Annotated in this window: 21 protein-coding genes and 6 tRNA genes; 25 read left to right on the top strand and 2 right to left on the bottom strand. The window is 63.7% G+C overall.

What is annotated here, in order from left to right:
* The 13 genes from GH664_RS04905 to GH664_RS04845 form a co-directional block, all read left to right on the top strand.
* A partial coding sequence (locus GH664_RS04905) for a group II intron maturase-specific domain-containing protein (protein ID WP_255424905.1) occupies positions 1-802 on the top strand: 802 nt, incomplete at its 5' end.
* A gap of 244 nt (positions 803-1,046) precedes the next feature.
* Positions 1,047-1,787, top strand: coding sequence for a beta-ketoacyl-ACP reductase (locus GH664_RS04900; protein WP_153166988.1), 741 nt, complete (start codon positions 1,047-1,049; stop codon positions 1,785-1,787).
* 123 nt (positions 1,788-1,910) lie between these two features.
* Positions 1,911-2,513, top strand: a complete 603-nt coding sequence (phaR, locus tag GH664_RS04895; protein WP_153166987.1) for a polyhydroxyalkanoate synthesis repressor PhaR — start codon at positions 1,911-1,913, stop codon at positions 2,511-2,513.
* Between the two features lie 74 nt (positions 2,514-2,587).
* A complete protein-coding gene (gene rimO / locus GH664_RS04890; RefSeq protein ID WP_153166986.1) occupies positions 2,588-3,919 on the top strand; it encodes a 30S ribosomal protein S12 methylthiotransferase RimO in 1,332 nt (443 codons plus the stop codon).
* Between the two features lie 50 nt (positions 3,920-3,969).
* On the top strand, positions 3,970-4,944 hold the full coding sequence (gene rssA, locus GH664_RS04885; RefSeq protein ID WP_153166985.1) for a patatin-like phospholipase RssA: 975 nt from the start codon (positions 3,970-3,972) through the stop codon (positions 4,942-4,944).
* 30 nt (positions 4,945-4,974) lie between these two features.
* Positions 4,975-6,420: an FAD-binding oxidoreductase gene (locus tag GH664_RS04880; RefSeq protein WP_153166984.1), complete on the top strand. Its 1,446-nt coding sequence runs from the start codon at positions 4,975-4,977 to the stop codon at positions 6,418-6,420.
* Positions 6,421-6,468: 48 nt separating this feature from the next.
* A tRNA-Ala gene (locus GH664_RS04875) sits at positions 6,469-6,544 on the top strand.
* A gap of 31 nt (positions 6,545-6,575) precedes the next feature.
* Positions 6,576-6,651 (top strand) — tRNA-Glu (locus tag GH664_RS04870).
* A 64-nt stretch (positions 6,652-6,715) separates the two neighbouring features.
* A tRNA-Asp gene (locus GH664_RS04865) sits at positions 6,716-6,792 on the top strand.
* Positions 6,793-6,874: 82 nt separating this feature from the next.
* A tRNA-Ala gene (locus GH664_RS04860) sits at positions 6,875-6,950 on the top strand.
* Positions 6,951-6,981: 31 nt separating this feature from the next.
* Positions 6,982-7,057: transfer RNA gene (locus GH664_RS04855), tRNA-Glu, on the top strand.
* Positions 7,058-7,121: 64 nt separating this feature from the next.
* Positions 7,122-7,198, top strand: a tRNA-Asp gene (locus GH664_RS04850).
* Positions 7,199-7,366: 168 nt separating this feature from the next.
* A complete protein-coding gene (locus GH664_RS04845) occupies positions 7,367-8,221 on the top strand; it encodes a 3-hydroxybutyryl-CoA dehydrogenase (RefSeq protein ID WP_153166983.1) in 855 nt (284 codons plus the stop codon).
* 87 nt (positions 8,222-8,308) lie between these two features.
* Here GH664_RS04845 and rho read toward each other — a convergent pair whose 3' ends face one another.
* On the bottom strand, positions 8,309-9,571 hold the full coding sequence (gene rho / locus GH664_RS04840; RefSeq protein WP_096452155.1) for a transcription termination factor Rho: 1,263 nt from the start codon (positions 9,569-9,571) through the stop codon (positions 8,309-8,311).
* A gap of 172 nt (positions 9,572-9,743) precedes the next feature.
* A complete protein-coding gene (gene trxA, locus GH664_RS04835) occupies positions 9,744-10,070 on the bottom strand; it encodes a thioredoxin TrxA (RefSeq protein WP_153166982.1) in 327 nt (108 codons plus the stop codon).
* A gap of 264 nt (positions 10,071-10,334) precedes the next feature.
* Between trxA and fdxA the strand changes: the two genes are divergently transcribed.
* The 12 genes from fdxA to leuB all read left to right on the top strand — a co-directional run bounded on the left by fdxA (position 10,335) and on the right by leuB (position 21,983).
* Entirely contained in the window at positions 10,335-10,658 is a 324-nt protein-coding gene (fdxA, locus tag GH664_RS04830; protein WP_153166981.1) for a ferredoxin FdxA, read from the top strand.
* A 102-nt stretch (positions 10,659-10,760) separates the two neighbouring features.
* On the top strand, positions 10,761-11,210 hold the full coding sequence (locus GH664_RS04825; RefSeq protein WP_153166980.1) for a CBS domain-containing protein: 450 nt from the start codon (positions 10,761-10,763) through the stop codon (positions 11,208-11,210).
* 91 nt (positions 11,211-11,301) lie between these two features.
* The gene (gene fadD / locus GH664_RS04820) at positions 11,302-12,969 is read left to right on the top strand and encodes a long-chain-fatty-acid--CoA ligase FadD (RefSeq protein WP_153167014.1); all 1,668 of its coding nucleotides are present in this window, start codon (positions 11,302-11,304) and stop codon (positions 12,967-12,969) included.
* 260 nt (positions 12,970-13,229) lie between these two features.
* Positions 13,230-14,897 carry an acetolactate synthase large subunit gene (gene ilvB, locus GH664_RS04815; RefSeq protein ID WP_153166979.1) on the top strand — a complete coding sequence of 556 codons (1,668 nt, stop codon included), beginning with the start codon at positions 13,230-13,232 and terminating at the stop codon, positions 14,895-14,897.
* Positions 14,897-15,214, top strand: coding sequence for an acetolactate synthase small subunit (gene ilvN / locus GH664_RS04810; RefSeq protein ID WP_153166978.1), 318 nt, complete (start codon positions 14,897-14,899; stop codon positions 15,212-15,214). The genes ilvB and ilvN overlap by 1 nt, the downstream gene beginning before the upstream one ends.
* Positions 15,215-15,343: 129 nt before the next feature.
* Positions 15,344-16,480: a chorismate synthase gene (gene aroC / locus GH664_RS04805; protein ID WP_153166977.1), complete on the top strand. Its 1,137-nt coding sequence runs from the start codon at positions 15,344-15,346 to the stop codon at positions 16,478-16,480.
* Positions 16,481-16,589: 109 nt separating this feature from the next.
* A complete protein-coding gene (locus GH664_RS04800; protein WP_153166976.1) occupies positions 16,590-17,741 on the top strand; it encodes an MFS transporter in 1,152 nt (383 codons plus the stop codon).
* 14 nt (positions 17,742-17,755) lie between these two features.
* Positions 17,756-18,571, top strand: a complete 816-nt coding sequence (locus tag GH664_RS04795; protein WP_153166975.1) for a M48 family metallopeptidase — start codon at positions 17,756-17,758, stop codon at positions 18,569-18,571.
* A gap of 95 nt (positions 18,572-18,666) precedes the next feature.
* Positions 18,667-20,076, top strand: a complete 1,410-nt coding sequence (gene leuC / locus GH664_RS04790) for a 3-isopropylmalate dehydratase large subunit (protein WP_153166974.1) — start codon at positions 18,667-18,669, stop codon at positions 20,074-20,076.
* A gap of 40 nt (positions 20,077-20,116) precedes the next feature.
* The gene (locus tag GH664_RS04785; protein ID WP_153166973.1) at positions 20,117-20,245 is read left to right on the top strand and encodes an entericidin A/B family lipoprotein; all 129 of its coding nucleotides are present in this window, start codon (positions 20,117-20,119) and stop codon (positions 20,243-20,245) included.
* Positions 20,245-20,883 carry a 3-isopropylmalate dehydratase small subunit gene (gene leuD, locus GH664_RS04780; RefSeq protein WP_153166972.1) on the top strand — a complete coding sequence of 213 codons (639 nt, stop codon included), beginning with the start codon at positions 20,245-20,247 and terminating at the stop codon, positions 20,881-20,883. Before GH664_RS04785 ends, leuD begins: the two co-directional genes overlap by 1 nt.
* 35 nt (positions 20,884-20,918) lie before the next feature.
* The gene (gene leuB, locus GH664_RS04775) at positions 20,919-21,983 is read left to right on the top strand and encodes a 3-isopropylmalate dehydrogenase (protein ID WP_153166971.1); all 1,065 of its coding nucleotides are present in this window, start codon (positions 20,919-20,921) and stop codon (positions 21,981-21,983) included.
* Positions 21,984-22,006 lie beyond the last annotated feature (23 nt).

Raw genomic sequence — 22,006 nt, 5'->3', positions numbered from 1 at the left:
GGCGAAGAAGATCGAGGATGGGCGGGTACTGAAGCTGATCCGACGGTATCTGGAAGCGGGGATGATGGCAGAGGGCGTCGTCAGCCCGAGGACGCAGGGTACGCCGCAAGGCGGCCCGCTGAGTCCGCTGCTGTCGAACATCCTGCTGACGGAATTGGATCGGGAACTGGAGCGCCGGGGTCACGCGTTCTGTCGCTATGCGGACGACTGCAACATCTATGTTCGCACCCAAGCGGCAGGCGAGCGTGTTCTGGCCGGTATCACTCAGTTCCTGTCCGAGCGGCTCAAGCTCACGGTCAATGAGGCCAAGAGTGCGGTCGCACGGCCGTGGGAGCGGAAGTTTCTGGGCTACAGCCTGACCTGGCACAAGGCCCCGAAGCTGCGGATCGCACCGACCAGTCTTCAGCGACTGGAGGACAAGATTCGGGAAGTGCTTAAAGGCGCGAGGGGGCGCAGCGTGCGCGCCACGATCGAAGAGCTGAACCCGGTGCTCCGGGGCTGGGCAGCGTACTTCAAGCTGACCGAGACCAAGCGGGCACTGGAAGAGCTTGACGGATGGCTCAGGCGCAAGCTGCGCTGCATTTTGTGGCGGCAGTGGAAGCGCCCGTATACTCGTGCCAAGAACCTGATGAAGGCGGGACTGAAGGAGGAGCGCGCGTTTCGCTCGGCGCTCAATCAACGTGGGCCGTGGTGGAACAGTGGCGCCAGTCACATGAACGCGGCCTTCCCGAAGTCCTTCTTTGATCGTTTGGGTCTGGTGTCGCTGCTCGATACGACGCGACGGCTCCAGTGTCTTTCATGAACCGCCGTATGCGGAACCGCACGTACGGTGGTGTGAGAGGGCGACGGGGGTGACCCCGTCCCCTACTCGATACGCTTGAAGACCTTTGATTTTGCGTTGCAACATCCTGGGCCCGATGGGTTTATAATGGTTTCACGGTATTGCTGATGCGATGCCGCATGAAAGGTCGAGAATTGCTCCCCGGGGGTCTGGGTTTGGCGGGGCGTTTTTTCGGCCCTTACAACCGTTCCAGAAGGATCAGACAATGTCGCAGAAGATTGCTCTCGTCACCGGCGCCATGGGTGGCCTCGGCACGGCAATTTGCCAGTCGCTTGCAAAGGACGGCTTCAAGGTGGTTGCCAACTGCCTGCCGGGTTTCGAGCAGAAGGAAGGCTGGCTGGCTGCCCAGCGCGACCTTGGGTTCAATTTCGCTGTCGCCGAAGGTGACGTCTCCAACTACGAATCCTGCGCGGCCATGGTCGCCAAGGTCGAAGCTGAAGTCGGCCAGATCGACGTGCTGGTGAATAACGCCGGCATCACGCGCGACAAGTTTTTCCCCAAGATGGAAAAGGGCCAGTGGGATGCGGTGATCAACACCAATCTCAACAGCCTGTTCAACGTCACCCATCATGTATCTGGGAAGATGGCCGAGCGTGGCTGGGGCCGCATCATCAACATCTCGTCGGTGAATGGCGTCAAGGGCCAGGCGGGGCAGACGAACTACTCGACCGCGAAGGCGGGCGTACTCGGCTTTACCAAGGCGCTGGCGGCCGAGCTCGCGACCAAGGGCGTCACGGTTAACGCGATCGCGCCGGGCTACATCGGGACTGACATGGTGATGGCGATTCGCGAGGACATCCGCCAGGGCATCATTGACCAGGTGCCGATGAAGCGTCTTGGCCGTCCCGACGAGATCGGCGACCTGTGTGCCTATCTCGCCTCCGACAAGGCGGCCTACATCACCGGCGCCACCATCAACATCAACGGCGGCCTGCACATGTGCTGATGTGGCACTGCATCACGCGCTGAATCAAGAACCCCGTCGCAAGACGGGGTTTCGTTTTCGCAGCGCGGTATAATGTTTGTGTAATTCAAGAGCGGAATCGACCGCCGCCGAGGAGATGGAGAAATGGCTGAACAGCCGCGCCTGATCAAGAAGTACCCGAATCGCCGCCTCTACGATACGCGGACGAGTTCCTACATCACGCTGACCGACGTCAAGGAGCTGGTGCTCAATCACGACGAGTTCCAGGTGGTGGATGCGAAAAGCGGCGAAGACCTGACGCGCAGCATCCTGCTGCAGATCATCCTCGAGGAGGAGGCCGGTGGTGCGCCGATGTTCACCAGCGACCTGCTCGCGCACATGATCCGCTTCTACGGCAATGCCATGCAGGGGATGATGGGCAAGTACCTGGAGAGCAACATCAAGGCCTTCACCGACATGCAGGCGAAACTGCAGGAACAGGCTCGTGCCATCTATGGCGAGAACAGCCCGGTCGGGCAGGATCTGTGGGCGCAGTTCCTGAACTTCCAGGGACCGGCCCTGCAGAGCATGATGGGCGCCTACGTTGAGCAGTCGAAGAAGATGTTCCAGCAGATGCAGGAGCAGCTCGAGAGCCAGACACGCAACATGTTTTCCGGCTTCCAGTTCCCTTCCTATGGCGCTGCGGCCGACGCGGAAGGGAGGCCCGATTCGGTGACGACCAGCGGCAAGGCTGGCGCCGGGAAGTAAGCCGGCCGGCAGTAGGCGCGAGTCGGTGCGCCGGCGCGTCCCGCTGCCGCCCGACCAGACAGGTACATTCAAGCATGACCACCCAGAAATCGACCGAAGTGCCGAAAGTCGGCTTCGTTTCGCTCGGCTGTCCGAAGGCGACGGTCGACTCGGAGCACATCCTCACCCGTCTGCGGGCCGAGGGTTACATGATCTCCGGAAACTACGACGACGCCGATCTGGTGGTCGTCAATACCTGCGGTTTCATCGACGCAGCCGTCGAGGAGTCGCTCGACGCGATCGGCGAGGCGCTTGCCGAAAACGGCAAGGTGATCGTCACCGGTTGCCTGGGCGCCAAGGACGACGTCGTGCTTGCCGCGCATCCTCAGGTGCTGGCCGTCACCGGCCCGCACGCGACCGAGGAGGTCATGCACGCGGTGCACAAGCACCTGCCGAAGCCGCACGATCCATTCACCGATCTGGTGCCGCCGCAGGGCATCCGCCTGACGCCGCAGCATTACGCTTACCTGAAGATCTCGGAAGGCTGCAATCATCGCTGCACCTTCTGCATCATTCCCTCGATGCGCGGTGATCTGGTGAGTCGGCCGATCCACGAGGTGATGCGCGAGGCAGAGGCGCTGGTCGATGCGGGCGTGAAGGAAATCCTGGTGATCTCGCAGGATACCTCCGCCTACGGCGTGGACGTGAAATACCGCACCGGTTTCTGGGGAGGCCGCCCGATGAAGACCCGCTTGCTGGAACTGGCGGAGGCGCTTGGTGAGCTCGGCATCTGGATCCGGCTGCATTACGTATATCCGTATCCCAGTGTGGACGATCTGATCCCGCTGATGGCCGAAGGCAAGATCCTTCCGTATCTGGACGTGCCCTTCCAGCATGCAAGCCCCAGGATCCTGAAGGCGATGAAGCGGCCGGCTAACGCCGAAAACGTTCTCGAGCGTGTGCGCAAGTGGCGCAGCATCTGCCCGGACCTGACGATCCGTTCCACCTTCATCACCGGCTTTCCCGGCGAGACGGAGGAGGATTTCGAGCAATTGCTGCGCTTCCTGGAAGAGGCCCAGCTCGACCGGGTCGGCGCCTTCGCCTATTCGCCGGTCGAAGGTGCGGCGGCGAACGAGCTGCCGGATCCGGTGCCGGAAGACGTGCGCGAAGAGCGGCGTGCGAGGCTGATGGATTTCCAGGAGGACATCTCCACCCAGCGCCTCGAAGCCCGGATCGGCCGCGAATTGACGGTGCTGGTGGACGAAGTCGACGAGGAGGGGGCGATTGCGCGCTCCGCCGGCGATGCCCCGGAAATCGACGGACTGGTCATCATTCCGGACGGTGACGACCTGCAGCCGGGGGATTTCGTACAGGTGCGCATTACCGATTGCGATGTGCACGATCTCTACGCCGAGCGCGTCGGCTGACATTTCGCTTGCGGCACGACACGGCCTGACGCGTTTCCTGCGGGGCTGCGATGGCTGAATTGCCGCCGCTCAATCCGACGCTGCATGCTGCGGGGGCGGGTGATTCGCCCGTGGTGGGACTCGTGCTCGGCAGCGGCGCGGCGCGTGGCTGGGCGCATCTCGGCGTGCTGCGGGCGCTCGCTAACGAGGGCGTGGTGCCGCAGATCGTCTGCGGATGCTCCATCGGAGCCTTCGTCGGCGCCGCTGCGGCCTCGGGCGATCTCGACAAGCTGACCCAATGGGCGGAATCGCTCAAATGGCAGGATGTCGTGTCGCTGCTCGACGTCTCCCTGCGTGGTGGCCTGATCAAGGGCGAACGCCTGATCCAGTTCTTCGAGCGCAATTTCGTCGATCGCGATTTCTCCGCGCTTGACCGCCGCTTCGCCTGCGTGGCCACGGAGCTCGATTCCGGTCGGGAAGTCTGGCTGCACGAAGGCAGCGTCTCCGCGGCGGTGCGCGCCTCCATTGCGCTCCCGGGGCTATTCACGCCGGTCATGTACCAGGGGCGTCTGCTGGTCGATGGTGGGCTCGTCAACCCGGTGCCGGTTTCGCTCTGTCGTGCGATGGGTGCTGACGTCGTGATCGCGGTGGATCTGGGGTCAGACATGGCGGGGCGCGCCTGGCGGCGTACCGCGCGCGAGCCCGTGCCCAAGGACGAGACGGAGGCCGGCTGGAGCGATCGCCTGCTCGCGCGCCTGGGATTCCCGGGAATGAACGGCGCGGCGCCGCTGCCGGACGCGTCCACGAATCTTCCGTCGCTCGTCACGGTGATCACTTCGAGCATCAACATCATGCAGGTGCGCATTGCCCGCAGCCGTCTTGCCGGCGAGCCGGCCGACGTGCTGATCTCGCCGCGCGTCGGTCAACTGGGTCTGATGGATTATCACCGTGCAGGAGAAGCCATCGTCGAAGGCGAGGCTGCCGTCGCACGGGCCCGCCCGGCCCTGCGCTACCTGCTCGACCAACTTGGCGGGCCGGGGGCCTAGCGTTCGGCCCGGACCGTGGGAGTCGCCCCGATGAATTCCTTCCTGGAAGGTCTTGTGGAGGCCGTGGGCCGCGAGGCTGTTGTCACCGCAGCGGCAGACATGGCGGCCTGCCTGCAGGATTGGCGCGGGCGTTATCGCGGCGCCGCGCTCGCCGTCGTCAGGCCGGCGAGCACGCAGGAGGTCGCCATGGTGGTGCAACGTTGCGTGGAAGCGGGAGTCCCCATCGTGCCGCAGGGTGGCAATACCGGATTATGCGGCGGGGCGACGCCACTGGCGGACGGTCGTTCCATCGTCCTCAGCCTTTCGCGCATGAACCGGATCCGTTCCATCGATGCCGACAACAACGCACTGTGCGTCGACGCTGGCTGCACGCTGGCTCAGGTCCAGGCGGCGGCGGCCTCGGCAGACCGCTTCTTTCCGCTTTCTCTGGCGTCCGAGGGCAGTTGCCAGATTGGCGGCAACCTGTCGACCAACGCAGGCGGCGTTCAGGTGCTGCGTTACGGCAACGCCCGCGACATGGTGCTGGGCCTGGAGGTGGTCCTGCCCGACGGGCGAATCTGGGACGGGCTGCGTGCCCTGCGCAAGGACAACACCGGCTACGACCTGAAGCATCTGTTCGTCGGCGCTGAAGGTACGTTGGGCATCATCACAGCGGCAGTGCTCAAGCTCTTCCCGGCGATCAGCCAGTCGCGCGTCGCCTGGGTTTCAGTGCCGGACCCTGCGGCCGCGGTGACGCTGCTCGGCATTCTGCGTGGAGTCTGCGGTGACCGCGTCACCGCGTTCGAGATCGTCGGCCACAACGCGCTCGAGCTGGTCGTGCGCCACATTCCTGGCAGCCGGCTGCCGCTCGCTGATCCCGGGCCGTGGTCGGTATTGATCGAGCTGTCCGATACGCTCCGCAGCGGCGGCCTGAGCGAGGCCTTCGATGCCGCGCTCGCCGACGCCCTGGACACAGGGCTAGTGGGAGACGCCGTCATTGCGACGACGCAGGCGCAGGCACAGGCGTTATGGTCGCTCCGGGAAAGCATCTCGGAGGCGCAGCGGCTGGAAGGCGTCAGCATCAAGCACGACATCTCCGTCCCGGTGAGTCGCATCCCGGCCTTCCTGGAGTGCGCGAATGCAGCGCTAAAGGCGGAGTGGCCGGACGTGCGCATCGTCGCTTTCGGCCACATCGGCGACGGTAACCTGCATTACAACCTGTCCAAGGCGGTGGCGCAGGACAATCCGGCGTTCATTGCGCTGACCACGCAGGTCAATCGCATCGTTCACGATCTTGTCGTCCGCCTGGGCGGATCGATTTCGGCCGAGCATGGTTTGGGGCAGCTCAAGTGCGATGAGGTTCGCCGCTACAAGTCCGCGGTGGAACTCGATATGATGAAGGCCGTCAAGAAGGCCTTCGACCCGCGGGGGCTGATGAACCCGGGCAAGGTGCTGACGAGCGGGGACGAGGCTTTGGAACTGAAAGGCTCAAAATAGGTTTACAGGCCCTGATTCAGGCCCTATAATGCGCGCTCTTTCGATGTCGGGGGTATAGCTCAGCTGGGAGAGCGCTTGCATGGCATGCAAGAGGTCAGCGGTTCGATCCCGCTTACCTCCACCAAGCGAAAGAAGTGGAAGTAAGGCAGTACGTAGTCCCCATCGTCTAGAGGCCTAGGACACCGCCCTTTCACGGCGATAACCGGGGTTCGAATCCCCGTGGGGACGCCAGTCAAATGCGTTGCAGCACGATGCTGCAGTGCAAAGCCGATGGTAAGTCGGCGCAGGTCAGTGCGGAGTGGTAGTTCAGTCGGTTAGAATACCGGCCTGTCACGCCGGGGGTCGCGGGTTCGAGTCCCGTCCACTCCGCCAGTTTTTGCAGGAGAGTCCTGCAAGCCGGTCGAAGCCGGGTATTGCGGTGAGCTTGAACAGAAGCTATACTCGCCGGCTCGTTGGGGGTATAGCTCAGCTGGGAGAGCGCTTGCATGGCATGCAAGAGGTCAGCGGTTCGATCCCGCTTACCTCCACCAACAGGTTGTAATGGTAGCAAGGCAGTACGTAGTCCCCATCGTCTAGAGGCCTAGGACACCGCCCTTTCACGGCGATAACCGGGGTTCGAATCCCCGTGGGGACGCCAACAAAGGCGAGTTGATCATTGATCAGCTCGCGCCTTCGGCAGAGTCTGAAGGCATGATCAGTGCGGAGTGGTAGTTCAGTCGGTTAGAATACCGGCCTGTCACGCCGGGGGTCGCGGGTTCGAGTCCCGTCCACTCCGCCACCAACGAAAAAAGGGAGCCGTCAGGCTCCCTTTTTTCACGGTTTTTCCACTGGCGACCCGTCGTCCTATCCGTTAGAGTGCTTGTCCATTTTCCTTGCATCGGCGCGTCATGCCTCCGTGACATGGGTGCGTTGCAAGGTCCTGCAACGCATCGATAGGTGACAAGTGATGGAAATCAGGAAGATCGGAGTTGTCGGAGCTGGGACGATGGGTAGCGGCATCACCCAGGCGTGCGCGGTTGCAGGTCTCGATGTCGTGATGATGGACATCTCTGAAGCCCAGGTTCAGCGCGGCCTGGCCACGATCACGGGCAGCATGGATCGCCTCATCAAGCGCGAGAAGATGAGCGAAGCGGAAAAGGCGGCGACGCTTGGCCGCATCCAGACTGCAACCGCGCTGCAGAGTCTGGCTGGCTGCGATCTCGTGATCGAGGCCGCGAGCGAGAATATCGACCTCAAGCTCAAGGTGTTCGCCGATCTCGACGCCATCCTCGGCCCAGACGCCATCATCGCCAGCAACACCTCATCGATTTCGATCACGCTCCTTGCCGCAGGCACCAAGCGGCCCGAGCAAGTCATCGGCATGCATTTCTTCAACCCGGTGCCCATGATGGCGCTGGTCGAGGTGATCTGCGGGCTGCAGACTTCGGCGGGAACCTTCACTTCGGTGGAGAATCTTGCCAAGGCGATCGGCAAGACGCCGGTCAAGGTCAAGAACAGCCCGGGCTTCGTCGTCAACCGCATGTTGTGCCCGATGATCAACGAGGCGATCTTCACCTTCGCCGAAGGCCTGGCTACGGCCGAGCAGATCGACGAGGCGATGAAGCTGGGCTGCAATCATCCCATCGGCCCGCTGGCGCTCTGCGACCTCATCGGCCTCGACGTGGAACTGGCGGTGATGCAGGTGCTATACGAGGGCACCAAGGATCCGAAGTATCGCCCTGCGCCCTTGCTGGTGGAGATGGTCGAGGCCGGCTATCTGGGACGCAAGACGGGCAAGGGCTTCTATACATACTCGAAGTGAGTTTTCCCGCAGACGTGCCGCCTCGACGAGGCGCCGCAACAAAAAAAGCCACCGCGAGGTGGCTTTTTCAATGATGCTTGAATGTCTTCAGCGCCCTGATCGCATCGCGTCGAAAAACTCCGCGTTGCTCTTGGTGGCTTTGATCTTGTCGAGCAGGAATTCCATCGCATCGATGTCATCCATGCCGTACAGAAGTTTGCGCAGGATCCACACCTTCTGCAACACGTCGGGCTTGAGCAGCAATTCCTCGCGGCGCGTCCCGGAGCGGTTGACGTTGATGGCCGGATACACGCGTTTTTCTGCCATGCGTCGGTCGAGGTGGAGCTCCATGTTGCCGGTGCCCTTGAACTCCTCGTAGATCACGTCATCCATGCGGCTGCCGGTGTCGATCAGCGCCGTGGCGATGATGGTGAGGGAGCCGCCTTCCTCGATGTTGCGCGCCGCGCCGAAGAAGCGCTTGGGCTTTTGCAGGGCGTTGGCGTCCACGCCGCCTGTCAGCACCTTGCCCGAGGCAGGCACGACGGTGTTGTAGGCGCGCGCCAGGCGCGTCAGCGAATCGAGCAGGATTACCACGTCACGCTTGTGCTCGGTCAGGCGCTTGGCCTTCTCGATCACCATCTCGGCAACCTGAACGTGTCGCGATGCCGGCTCGTCGAACGTCGACGCGACGACCTCTCCCTTGACCGAGCGCTGCATCTCGGTCACTTCCTCGGGACGTTCGTCGATCAGCAGCACGATCAGCGCCACGTCCGGATGGTTGGCCGTGATCGAGTGCGCGATGTGCTGCAGCATCACCGTCTTGCCGCTCTTGGGCGGGGCGACCAGCAGGCCGCGCTGGCCCTTGCCGATCGGCGCGATCATGTCGATCACGCGGCTGGTGATGTTCTCCTCGCCGCGCGTTTCCTGCTCGAGCCGCAGGCACTCCTGCGGATGCAGCGGCGTCAGGTTCTCGAACAGGATCTTGCGCTTGCACTCCTCGGGAGGCCGGCCGTTGATCTTGTCGAGCTTCACCAGGGCGAAATAGCGTTCGCCGTCCTTGGGCGTGCGGATCTCGCCTTCGATCGTGTCGCCGGTGCGCAGGTTGAAGCGTCGGATCTGCGACGGCGACACGTAGATGTCATCCGTTCCGGCCAGGTACGAAGTGTCCGGCGAACGCAGGAAGCCGAAACCGTCGGGCAGCACTTCGAGCGCGCCATCACCGCAGATCGGCTCGCCCTTTCGTGCCCGGTTCTTCAACAGGGCGAACACCAGCTCCTGCTTGCGCAGCCGGTTCGCACCTTCGATGTCCGCTGCGACCGCCATGTCGAGCAGTTCGCTGACGTGCAGCGCCTTCAACTCCGACAGGTGCAGCGCAGGAACGTTGCTCGTTTCGGGGGACGATGACGCGCCTTCCTCGAGCGACCCGTCGAAATCGAGCAGGTCGTTGTCAGGCGTGGGATTCTGGGGGGAATTACCGTCGCGGTTGCGGGGCCCACGGCGACGGGCGCGCGAAGGACCGCGAGAACGGGCCGGAGCGTCCGGCTTAGATGTTGCTGTCAATGAAGGCGGTCAGTTGAGATTTGGAAAGGGCGCCAACCTTGGTCGCCTCGACGTTGCCACCCTTGAACAGCATGAGCGTGGGGATGCCACGAATGCCATATTTCGCGGGGGTTTCCTGGTTTTCGTCGATGTTCAGCTTGGCGACTTTCAGCTTGCCTGCATAGTCCTTGGCGACATCGTCGAGAATCGGCGCGATCATCTTGCAGGGGCCGCACCATTCGGCCCAGTAATCGACAAGCACCGGGGTCTGGGACTGCAGCACTTCGGAGTCGAAGTTGCCGTCGGTCACATAATGAATATGCTCGCTCATGGTTCCTCGCAACAGGGGGGCGTAAGGATGTGGATCAGAGTGGAGGCGGGCCGGCTGGAGGCCCGGAGATCAGGGGGCGTGGGATCGTCCCCGGAATTTTTCTCATCAACTTATGCGAACGAGGCTGCCCCGTCAAGCAGATATCCGCTTTCGGTGCGTCCTCACGGGTGGTACGTGGCGGAAATCCAAAACGCTGGACTAATATAGGAGCGCTCGACGGGGCAACCCGTCAACACCATGGGGTCTACAAGGAGAGAGACGGAAATGGCCTACGTTGTGACCGAATCCTGCATTCGCTGCAAATACACTGACTGTGTCGATGTCTGCCCCGTCGACTGTTTCCGCGAGGGGCCGAATTTCCTCGCGATCGATCCCGACGAGTGCATCGACTGCACGCTGTGCGTCGCCGAGTGCCCGGTGGAGGCGATCTTTGCCGAGGACGACGTGCCGGAAGGTCAGCGGCATTTCATCGCGCTCAATGCCGAGCTGTCCAAGCAGTGGAAGCCGATCGTCGAGCGCAAGGATGCGCTGCCGGATGCCGAAGAGTGGGCCAAGGTGAAGGACAAGCTCGGCGAGCTCAAGCGCTGATGTGCCGCGGCCGGCCGCTCGCTAGGCGTCATGGCGGCATTGCACTACCATGCTGTGGCCACGCCATAACCCGCCATTCGACATGACGTCAGGGAGAAGAAGATGCTGGTGAGCGAGATCCTCGCGATCAAGGGGAAGGTTCTGTACACGATCGCGCCTAACAGGAGCGTCGCGGAAGCCGTCGCCATCATGAACGAGCAGGACGTCGGTTCGCTCGTGGTGTTCTCGCGCGGACACATGGTCGGCCTGCTGACTTTCCGCGAGGTGCTGAAGGCCGTTCAGCGCGCGGCCGCGTCATGGGAAACCGTCAGCATCGAGCAAGCCATGCTGCCGAATCCGCTGTCGGCGTCGCCCAACATGGAAATGGACGAGTTGCGCCGGCTGATGGTCGAGCATCACCAACGCTACCTGCCGGTGATGGATGGGGGCGTCCTTCTCGGCGTGGTCAGCTTCCACGATGTCGCCAAGGCGGTGCTGGAGGAGCAGAGCTTCGAGAACCGCATGCTGAAGAACTACATCCGCAACTGGCCGGCCGAAGAAGGCGAGAGCTGATCGTCGCGGCACAGGCGGTGCGATGTCGCATGCAGCCGCCGGATGGCCTGCCGACGCTGGGGCGAAGGACCTTGCTGGGCGAGGAGGCATGGTGGAAAAGATCTGGCTCAGAAGCTATCCCCCCGGCGTTCCGGCCGAGATCGATGTCGGCGCTTATCGTTCGATCGGCGATCTGTTCGAACAGAGCGTGCGGCGCTTCGCCTCGCATCCTGCCTATGTCTGCATGGGCAAGGCGATCACCTATGCGGAACTCGAGCAGCAATCGAGACAGTTCGCCGCTTACCTGCAGCAGGGCCTGAAGCTGCAACGCGGCAGCCGGGTTGCGCTGATGATGCCCAACCTGCTGCAGTATCCCATCGCCTTGTTCGGTGCTTTGCGCGCGGGCTATACGATCGTCAACGTCAATCCGCTGTACACGGCCCGCGAACTCGAGCATCAACTTGCCGATGCCGGGGTCGAGGCGATTGTCATCCTGGAGAACTTCGCACACACCTTGCAGCAGGTTTGCCACAGCCTGCCGCTGCGCCACATCGTGGTTGCGAGCCTGGGAGAGATGCTGGATTTTCCCAGGCGCCAGGTCGTCAATTTCGTTGTCCGTCATGTAAAGAAGCTTGTGCCGCCCTGGCAACTGGACGGAGCGGTCCGCTTTGCTGAGGCGCTCGGGCTGGGCGCCAAGGCTGAACTGGCGCCGGTAACGGTAGGGCAGGACGACATTGCCTTCCTGCAATACACGGGAGGGACGACCGGCGTCGCCAAGGGCGCGGCGCTCAGCCACGGCAACATCATCGCCAACCTGCAGCAGGCGCATGCGTGGATTGCGCCTCATGTGCGCGACGGCGAGGAAATCATCATCACCGCGCTGCCGCTCTACCACATCTTCTCGCTGACGGCGAACTGCCTGACCTTCCTCAAGATTGGCGCCACCAACGTGCTGATCACCAATCCCCGCGACATTCCGGGTCTCGTCAAGGAACTGGCGCAATATCGGTTCACAGCGATCACCGGCGTCAACACCTTGTTCAACGCGCTGTTGAACAATCCCGACTTCGCGCAAGTGGATTTCTCCGCGCTGAAAATCTCGCTTGGTGGCGGGATGGCGGTGCAGCAGGCAGTGGCGGAGAAGTGGCAGCGTACGACTGGGAGGTTGCTCGTCGAGGCCTACGGGCTGACCGAAACGTCGCCGGCCGTGTGCATCAATCCTCTTGATCTGGCCGAGTTCAATCATTCGATCGGCCTGCCCGTGCCTTCGACCGAGGTCAGCATTCGCGACGATGACGATGTCGAACAGCCCACCGGCAGCCGCGGCGAGCTTTGCGTAAAGGGGCCGCAGGTGATGCGGGGATACTGGAACCGGCCGGACGACACCGCGCGTGCGTTCACTGCCGACGGCTTCCTGCGCACGGGCGACATCGCGGTGATGGACGAGCGCGGCTTCGTGCGCATCGTCGACCGCAAGAAGGACATGATCCTCGTGTCGGGCTTCAACGTTTATCCGAACGAGGTCGAGGACGTCATTGCGAGTCATCCAGGGGTGCTCGAGGTGGCAGCGGTCGGCGTTCCCGACGAGCGCAGCGGCGAGGCGGTCAAGGTGTTCGTCGTGCGCAGGGATCCGTCGTTGACCGAGCAGGAGGTCATTGCACATTGCCGCCAGAACCTGACCGGCTACAAGGTTCCGCACCGAGTGGAATTTCGCAGTGAATTGCCCAAGAGCAACGTCGGCAAGATCCTGCGTCGCGCCCTGCGCGGCGGTGAGGCATGAACGGGTAGAGGAGACGCTTGTTTTTGCCTTCTTTTCATGGTTTCATCTTCTCCGTTACACCGCCTGAACCGCAATGACCCGTTTTCCTGCATCCCTCGTCGCCCTGATCGTACGCGTAGTAGGCGTAGGCAGGCGCGCGTCGTAACGGATCAGGGTCAGGCAACAGAATTCATCACCCCCGTCGGCGCGCAAGGCCGGCGGGGGTTTTTGTTTTTTTGGCTGCCGGTGATGTCGTCGCAAGGAAAATCTAGGAGAAGCACATGATGAGAATGACCGGCGCGGAATTGACCGTGCGCCTTCTTGAGCGGCAGGGTGTTCGCACCATCTGCGGCATCCCGGGCGGCGCCATCCTGCCGCTTTATGACGCGTTGTCGCAGACCGACAAGATCCACCACGTGCTAGCCCGGCATGAGCAGGGTGCCGGCTTCATGGCGCAAGGCATGGCGCGCGTGTCGGGCCAGCCGGAGGTGTGCTTTGCCTCCAGCGGCCCGGGCGCGACGAACCTCGTCACTGCGATTGCCGACGCCTGCCTCGATTCAATTCCGATGGTGGCCATCACCGGCCAGGTGCCGCAGTCGATGATTGGCACTGACGCCTTCCAGGAAGTCGACATCTACGGCATCACCGTGCCGATCACCAAGCACAACTTCCTCGTGCGTTCGGCGCAGGAACTGCTCGAAGTCATCCCGGATGCCTTCCGCATCGCGATGTCGGGCCGCCCGGGTCCGGTGCTGGTCGACGTGCCCAAGGACGTGCAGAACGAGGTGATCGAGTTCGCCGATTTTCCGCCGCCCGCGGTGCCTGACAAGGCGCCCGAGATCGACATGGACGCGCTCGAGACGGCCGCGCGCATGATCAACGAGGCCGAGCGCCCGGTGCTCTACCTCGGCGGCGGCGTGGTGAGCTCGGGGGCTTCCTCGCTTGCCATCACGCTTGCCGAGCAGGCCAGCATGCCGACCACGATGACGCTGATGGCGCTCGGCGCGATGCCGATGGACCATCCGCTGTCGATCGGCATGCTCGGCATGCACGGCGCCCGCCACACCAATTTCGTGCTCGAGGAAGCCGACCTGCTGGTCGTCGTCGGCGCCCGCTTCGACGACCGTGCGATCGGTCGTGCGGCCTCGTTCTGCCCGAACGCGAAGATCGTGCACATCGACATCGACCGCTCGGAACTGCACAAGATCAAGACCGCGCACGTCGGTCTGCACTCCGACGTGCGGACGGCGCTCGAAGCCCTGCTGCCGCGGGTCAAGGTCACGCTGCGCGAGCACTGGCTGTCGCACGTCGAGAGCCTGAAGCAGCGTTTCCCGATGCAGTTGCCGGGGGCGGACGATCCGCGCACCCATTACGGCCTTGTCCAGGCGGTGGCCAGCGTGCTCGACGACAGCGCGGTCATCACCACCGACGTCGGCCAGCACCAGATGTGGGTCGCACAGGCCTATCCGTTCCGCCGGCCGCGACAGTGGCTGACGTCGGGCGGCCTCGGCACGATGGGTTTCGGCATGCCGGCAGCCATCGGTGCCGCGCTCGCAGAACCCGAGCGCACCGTGGTGTGCTTCTCTGGCGACGGCAGCTTCAAGATGAATATCCAGGAGCTCGCGACGCTGGCCGAGCAAGGGTTGAACGTCAAGATCGTGCTGATGAACAACAACTCGCTCGGCCTCGTTTACCAGCAGCAGAATCTCTTCTACGGCAAGCGTGTGTTCGCGTCCAAGTATCGCGGCGCGCCCGATTTCGTGAAGATCGCCGAAGGCTTCGGCATTCCCGCTGTCAATCTGGACGATGCCGAAGATCCGCGCACGACGCTGGCGCAGGTGCTCAAGCAGCCCGGCCCCTGCCTGATTCACGCGTCGATCGACCGCGAACAGTTCGTTTACCCCATGGTGCCGCCCGGTGCGGCCAATACCGAGATGATCGGAGGCTGATGATGATCGAGCAGGTTGCCGACCCGCTGCCGCAAGCCGGCTTTGCCAAGATTGTGCTGGAGCTCGAGGTGAACAACCACCCGGGCGTGATGAGCCACATCTGCAATCTCTTCGCGCGTCGCGCGTTCAACGTCGAGGGCATCCTGTGCATGCCCTTGGGCGATGCACGCCGCAGCCGCATCTGGCTGCTGGTCTACGAGGACCAGCGCCTCGACCAGATGGTGCGTCAGTTGGAGAAACTCGAGGACGTGCTGGCCGTCCGCCAGCACGGCGCGGAGCACGAAGTGTTTGAGCGGCTGGAAAGCTTCTTCCACTGATTGCCGTCGCGACGGCCCCCACTGCGGGGCCGGCAGGGTGAAAAAAGGCGTGTGCTAAACTCGGCAGCGCCTTTTTTCTTGTCGATGCGCCCGGCTGGCGCCTCATCTTCTGATCGGAACTTCCTCTCCATGTCGGGCAATTCCTTCGGCACGCTGTTTTCAGTTTCTTCTTTCGGCGAATCCCACGGACCGGCCATCGGCTGCGTGATCGACGGCTGCCCGCCGGGTCTGCCGATCGCAGTCGAGGAGATCCAGGCAGAGCTCGACCGGCGCAAGCCCGGTACCTCGCGCCACGTCACCCAGCGACGCGAACCGGATGAGGTCGAGATCCTCTCCGGCGTGTTCGAAGGGATGACCACCGGAACGCCGATTGCGCTGCTGATCCGCAACCAGGATCAGCGCTCGCGCGACTATGGCAACATTGCCGACACCTTCCGTCCCGGCCATGCCGATTATGCCTACCTGCAGAAATACGGCGTACGCGATTTCCGCGGCGGCGGCCGCTCGTCGGCGCGCGAAACCGCGGTGCGGGTGGCGGCCGGCGCGATCGCGCGCAAGTGGCTGCAGCAACGTTACGGCATCGTGATCCGCGGCTACATGGCGCAACTCGGTCCGCTCGAAATCCCGTTCGTGTCGTGGGACGAGGTCGCTGGCAACCCGTTCTTTGCGCCCAACGCCGCCATCGTGCCGGAGCTGGAGGCCTACATGGACGAGCTGCGCAAATCCGGGGATTCGATCGGTGCGCGCATCAACGTCGTCGCCAGCGGCGTCCCGGTCGGCTGGGGCGAGCCGGTATACGACCGCCTGGACGCTGACATCGCCTACGCCATGATGGGCATCAACGCGGTGAAAGGCGTGGAGGTTGGTGCCGGCTTTGCGTCGATCGCGCAGCGCGGTACCGAGCATGGCGACGAGATGACGCCCGAGGGCTTCCTGTCGAACAACGCCGGCGGTGTGCTCGGCGGCATCTCCACGGGACAGGACATCCTGGTGAGCATGGCGATCAAGCCGACGTCCAGCATTCGCCTGGACCGGCGCTCGATCGACAGGCAGGGCAGTCCCGTCATCGTTAACACGCACGGCCGCCACGACCCGTGTGTCGGCATCCGTGCCACGCCCATCGCCGAATCCATGCTGGCGCTGGTGCTGATCGACCACGCGCTGCGTCATCGCGCACAATGCGGCGACGTGGTGACGACCACGCCGAAGATCGCCGGGCTGGCGCCGGGCGGGCAGCAGCCCGTGCCGTCGCCGCGGGCACGCTGATTCCCCCTCATGCAGTACGCCGCAACGGCTCCTCGGGGCTGCAGCGGCGGGCACCATGCCTGGACGACGCATTCCGGCGGGCGCTTTCGCTTGCGCCGGAGTTCTCCTGATGCTTCCCTACTGGCGCCTGTCGGCCTACTACTTCGCATACTTCGCGTTCGTCGGCGCATTCTCGCCGTATTTCACGCTCTACCTGCAATCCCTGAGCCTGTCTGCGGCCGACATCGCCATCCTCATGTCGCTGATGCAGGTCATGCGCGTGCTCGCGCCCGGCCTGTGGGGCTGGATGGCGGAGCGATTCGGCGTGCGCCTCCCCATTGTGCGCGCTTCGGCGCTGCTGAGCCTGGCGGGCTTCTCGCTCTTCTTCTACCTCGATTCCTTTGCCGGGCTGTTCGCTGCAATGGCGCTGATGTCCTTCTTCTGGAGCGCTGCGCTGCCCCTGATGGAGAGCGTCACTTTTGCGCATCTCGGCGCCGACGCGCACCGCTACGGGAGCATCCGGGTGTGGGGATCGGTCGGCTTCGTGGTTGCGGTGCTCGTCCTTGGGTACGCGCTCGACCGGCTGCCGGTGGCCACGTTGTTGTGGGTGATCGCCACGGTGCTGCTGGGCATCCTCGGCTGCGCGGTGGCGGTGCCCGACGTGGGCGGTGCAGGCGAGCACCGTGAGTCGGTGAGTCTGCGTGCCACACTGGCGCGGTCCGAAGTCAGGGCCTTGCTCGGCGCCTGTTTCCTGATGGCGGCAGCACATGGCGCGCTCAACGTCTTCTACTCCATCTATCTGGTCGAGCACGGTTACGGGAAGGCGGTGGTCGGCTGGATGTGGACGGTGGGCGTGCTCGCCGAGATCGCCGTCTTCATGCTGATGCCACGCATTTCACGGCAATGGACGATGCGTGGCATCCTGCTGTTCAGCTTCGCCGTGGCAGCGCTGCGCTTCGTGCTGATCGGCTGGGGTGTCGGCAGCATGCCGGTGCTGGTGTTCGCGCAACTGCTGCATGGCGTCACTTTCGGCGCCTATCATGCGGCGGCAATCGCGATGGTGAACCAGTGGTTCCCCGGCCGCCTGCAATCCCATGGACAGGCGCTGTATGGCAGCCTGTCGTTCGGTGCCGGCGGCATGGTCGGTGGCCTGGCAAGCGGTTACACCTGGGAAGTGCTCGGGTCGGCGTGGACGTATACGCTCGGTGCCGGGTTCGCGCTGGCGGGCCTGGCATGGCTGGCGCGTGGCTGGCCCGTGTCGCAGGGCAAGAACGAGAATTGATGGAGGATATCGGCATGAAGTCGGTGCTACGCAATCTGCTGCCGGTCGCGCTTGCGGCGACCATCACCGTGGCCTGCCAGACGGTGCAGACGACAGGCGGTGGGGTGGTCGGTGTCGAGCGCTCGCAGATGATGATGGTGTCCGCGCAGGAAGTGGAGCAGGCCTCGCGCCAGGAGTATCAGCAGATGATGGCAGAGGCCCGGAGCAAGAACGCGCTCAACCGTGATCCGGGTGAAGTGCAGCGCGTGCGCACCATCGTGGCGCGGCTTACTTCGCAAGTCGGCGCCTTCCGTCAGGATGCGCTGCGCTGGCCGTGGGAGGTGAATGTGCTGAGCTCGAACGAGCTCAATGCGTGGTGCATGGCGGGCGGCAAGATGGCCATCTACACCGGCATCATCGACCGGCTGAAGCTGAGCGACGACGAGATCGCAGCGGTGATGGGGCACGAAATCGCACACGCGCTGCGCGAGCACGCGCGCGAAAAGGTGTCTAAAGCCATGGTCACCGGCCTGGGCGTGTCGGTCGCGGGCGCGCTGCTCGGCGTGGGCTCGGCGGGCCAGGACCTCATGGGCATGGTGGCCAAGGTGACCTTCGAGTTGCCTAACTCGCGCGAGTACGAGATGGAAGCGGACCGCATGGGCGTCGAGCTGGCTGCGCGAGCGGGTTACGACCCGCGTGCAGCGGTGACGCTGTGGAACAAGATGTCGTCCGCCTCCAATGGCGGGCCGCCGCAGTGGCTCTCCACCCACCCGTCCCATTCCACCCGCCAGCGTGAGCTGGCGGAGTATTCGGCGCGCGTGCTGCCGCTGTACGAGCGCTCCAGGCGCTGAGGCCGGCGCGGTCGTCGAGCGGCGGGCGGCGTGCTGTTCAGCCCGGCAGGCTTTGTGAAATAATCGTAACCTTTTCTTTCCTTGGACCTTATTGGATGGAAGCCCAAACGCTGTACGAAAAGCTCTGGTCGAGCCACGTTGTCCACCAGGAGGCCGACGGCACGGCGCTGATCTACATCGATCGCCACCTGGTGCACGAAGTCACCAGCCCGCAGGCCTTCGAAGGTCTCAAGCTCGCCGGGCGCAAGCCGTGGCGCGTGTCGTCCATCGTGGCGACGGCCGACCACAACACGCCGACCGACCATTGGGATCAGGGCATCCAGGATCCGGTGTCGCGGCAGCAGGTCGAGACGCTCGACGCCAACATCCGCGAAGTCGGTTCGCTCGCCTATTTTCCGTTCAAGGATGAGCGTCAGGGCATCGTCCACGTGATCGGGCCGGAGAACGGTGCCACCTTGCCGGGCATGACCGTCGTCTGCGGCGATTCTCACACGTCCACCCACGGTGCCTTCGGCTGCCTGGCGCACGGCATCGGCACCTCCGAGGTCGAGCACGTGCTGGCCACGCAATGCCTGCTGCAGAAGAAGTCGAAGACCATGCTGATCAAGGTCGACGGCGAACTCGGCCGCGGCGTCACCGCCAAGGACATCGTCCTCGCCATCATCGGCAGGATCGGTACGGCTGGCGGCACCGGCTATGCGGTTGAGTTTGGTGGCAGCGCCATCCGCGCGCTGTCGATGGAAGGCCGCATGACGATCTGCAACATGGCGATCGAGGCGGGCGCGCGCGCCGGCATGGTGGGCGTGGATGAAACCACCATCGCGTATCTGAAGGGCAAACCGTTCGCCCCCGCGGGTGAGCACTGGGACAAGGCGGTTGCCTACTGGCGTACGCTGAAGAGCGATGAAGGCGCCAGGTTCGACAAGGTCGTCGAACTCGATGCCGCTGCCATCCAGCCGCAGGTCACCTGGGGTACGTCGCCCGAGATGGTGGTCACGGTCAATGACCGCGTGCCCGATCCGGCGCAACAATCCGATCCGGTCAGGCGTGAAGGCATGGAGCGGGCGCTCAAGTACATGGGCCTCGAGGCCAACACGCCGATGACCGACATTCGCGTCGACCAGGTCTTCATCGGTTCATGCACCAACTCGCGTATCGAGGATCTGCGCGAGGCGGCCGCCGTGGCGAAGGGTCGCAAGAAGGCCGACAACGTGCGTCGCGTGCTGGTGGTGCCGGGTTCCGGCCTGGTCAAGCGCCAGGCGGAGGCAGAAGGCTTGCACGAGGTGTTTCTCGCCGCCGGCTTCGAATGGCGCGAGCCGGGCTGCTCGATGTGCCTGGCGATGAACGCCGACCGTCTGGAGCCGGGCGAGCGTTGCGCGTCGACGTCCAACCGCAACTTCGAAGGCCGCCAGGGTGCGGGCGGGCGCACCCACCTGGTGAGCCCGGCGATGGCTGCGGCTGCCGCGGTGGCCGGCCACTTCGTCGATGTGCGCACGCTGGGCTGAGCCCCCGCGTGCCACACGATAGTTCATTGCGGAACAGATCATGAGACAACTGGCACTTCTTCTCGCCGCGCTCAGCCTCGGCGCGAGCCTCGCGGCCTGCAACACGGTGCGCGGCATCGGGCAGGACATCGAACGCGGCGGCGAGATCATCCAGAGGACAGCGAAATAATGAACCCCTTTACCGTTCTCGACGGCCTCGTGGCGCCGCTCGACCGCGCCAACGTCGACACCGATGCCATCATCCCGAAGCAGTTCCTGAAGTCGATCAAGCGCAGCGGCTTCGGCCCCAACGCCTTCGACGAGTGGCGCTACCTCGACGTCGGCCAGCCCGGCCAGGACAACAGCAAGCGACCGCTGAACCCGGATTTCGTGCTCAACCAGCCGCGCTACCAGGGCGCGCAGATCCTGCTGACGCGCGACAATTTCGGCTGCGGCAGCTCGCGCGAGCATGCCCCTTGGGCGCTGGAGGATTACGGCTTCCGCGTGCTGATCGGGCCGAGCTTCGCCGACATCTTCTTCAACAACAGCTTCAAGAATGGTCTGCTGCCGATCCAGCTCGGCGCGGACGAGGTGGACGAACTGTTCCGTCAGTGCGCGGCGAACGAAGCTTATCGGCTGAAGGTGGATCTGGCGGCGCAGACGATCACGCGTCCGGACGGCAAGGTGATCGCCTTCGACATCGACGCGTTCCGCAAGGAATGCCTGCTGAACGGTTGGGACGACATCGGCCTGACGTTGCGCCATGCCGACAAGATCCGCGCCTTCGAGGCGCAGCGGCGCGCCGAGCACCCTTATTACTTCGCCTGACCGGACCGCGGCTGGCTACTGTGGAGAATGATTCGATGAAGATTTGTGTCCTGCCGGGTGACGGCATCGGCCCGGAGATCATGGCCCAGGCGGTGCGTCTGCTGAAGGCGCTCGACCTGAAGTTCGAGATGGAAGAGGGTCTCGTCGGTGGCTGCGCCGTCGATGCCGCCGGCACGCCGCTGCCCGAGGCAACGCTGAAGCTGGCGCGTGAAGCCGATGCGATCCTTCTGGGCGCGGTGGGCGGACCGAAGTGGGACAGCTTTCCTCGGCACCAGCGTCCTGAGCTGGGCCTGCTCGCCATCCGCAAGGAGCTCGCGCTGTTCGCCAACCTCCGCCCTGCGATCCTGTATCCGGAACTGGCCAATGCCTCCACGTTGAAGCCCGAAGTCGTCTCCGGTCTCGACATCCTGATCGTGCGCGAGCTCACCGGTGATATCTACTTCGGCCAGCCGCGCGGCATCGAGATGCGCGACGTCAATGGCGAAACTCAGCGCGTGGGCTGGAACACGATGATCTACGCTGAGTACGAGATCAGGCGCATCCTGCGCGTGGCTTTCGAGGCGGCGATGAAGCGCGGCAGGAAGCTGTGTTCGGTCGACAAGATGAACGTGCTCGAAACCACTCAACTTTGGCGCGACATTGCCGAAGAAGTGAAGAAGGATTACCCGGAGGTGGAGCTCACCCACATGCTGGTCGATAACGCGGCCATGCAACTGGTGCGCAACCCCAAACAGTTCGACGTGATGGTGACCGGCAACATGTTCGGCGACATCCTGTCCGACGAAGCCTCGATGCTGACGGGCTCCATCGGCATGCTGCCGTCGGCTTCGCTCAACGCCGACAACAAGGGCATGTACGAGCCCTCGCACGGTTCGGCGCCGGACATCGCCGGCAAGAACCTGGCCAATCCGCTCGCGACCATGCTGTCGGCCGCGATGATGCTGCGCTACTCGTTCAACGACGAGGCTTCGGCACAGCGCATCGAGAGTGCGGTGAAGAAGGTGCTCGCGCAGGGCTACCGCACCGGCGACATCTATGAGCCGGGCACGCGCCGCGTGGGTACCGCGGAAATGGGCGATGCCGTGCTGGCGGCGCTGTGATCGCGAAGAACTGAAAACTGAGT

Origin of the sequence: Thauera sp. 2A1 (assembly GCF_009469595.2) — a bacterium.
In the GTDB taxonomy this organism is placed as follows: domain Bacteria; phylum Pseudomonadota; class Gammaproteobacteria; order Burkholderiales; family Rhodocyclaceae; genus Thauera.
The sequence above is the reverse complement of the archived record's forward strand: the minus strand, read 5'-3'. Positions and strand labels throughout refer to the sequence as shown.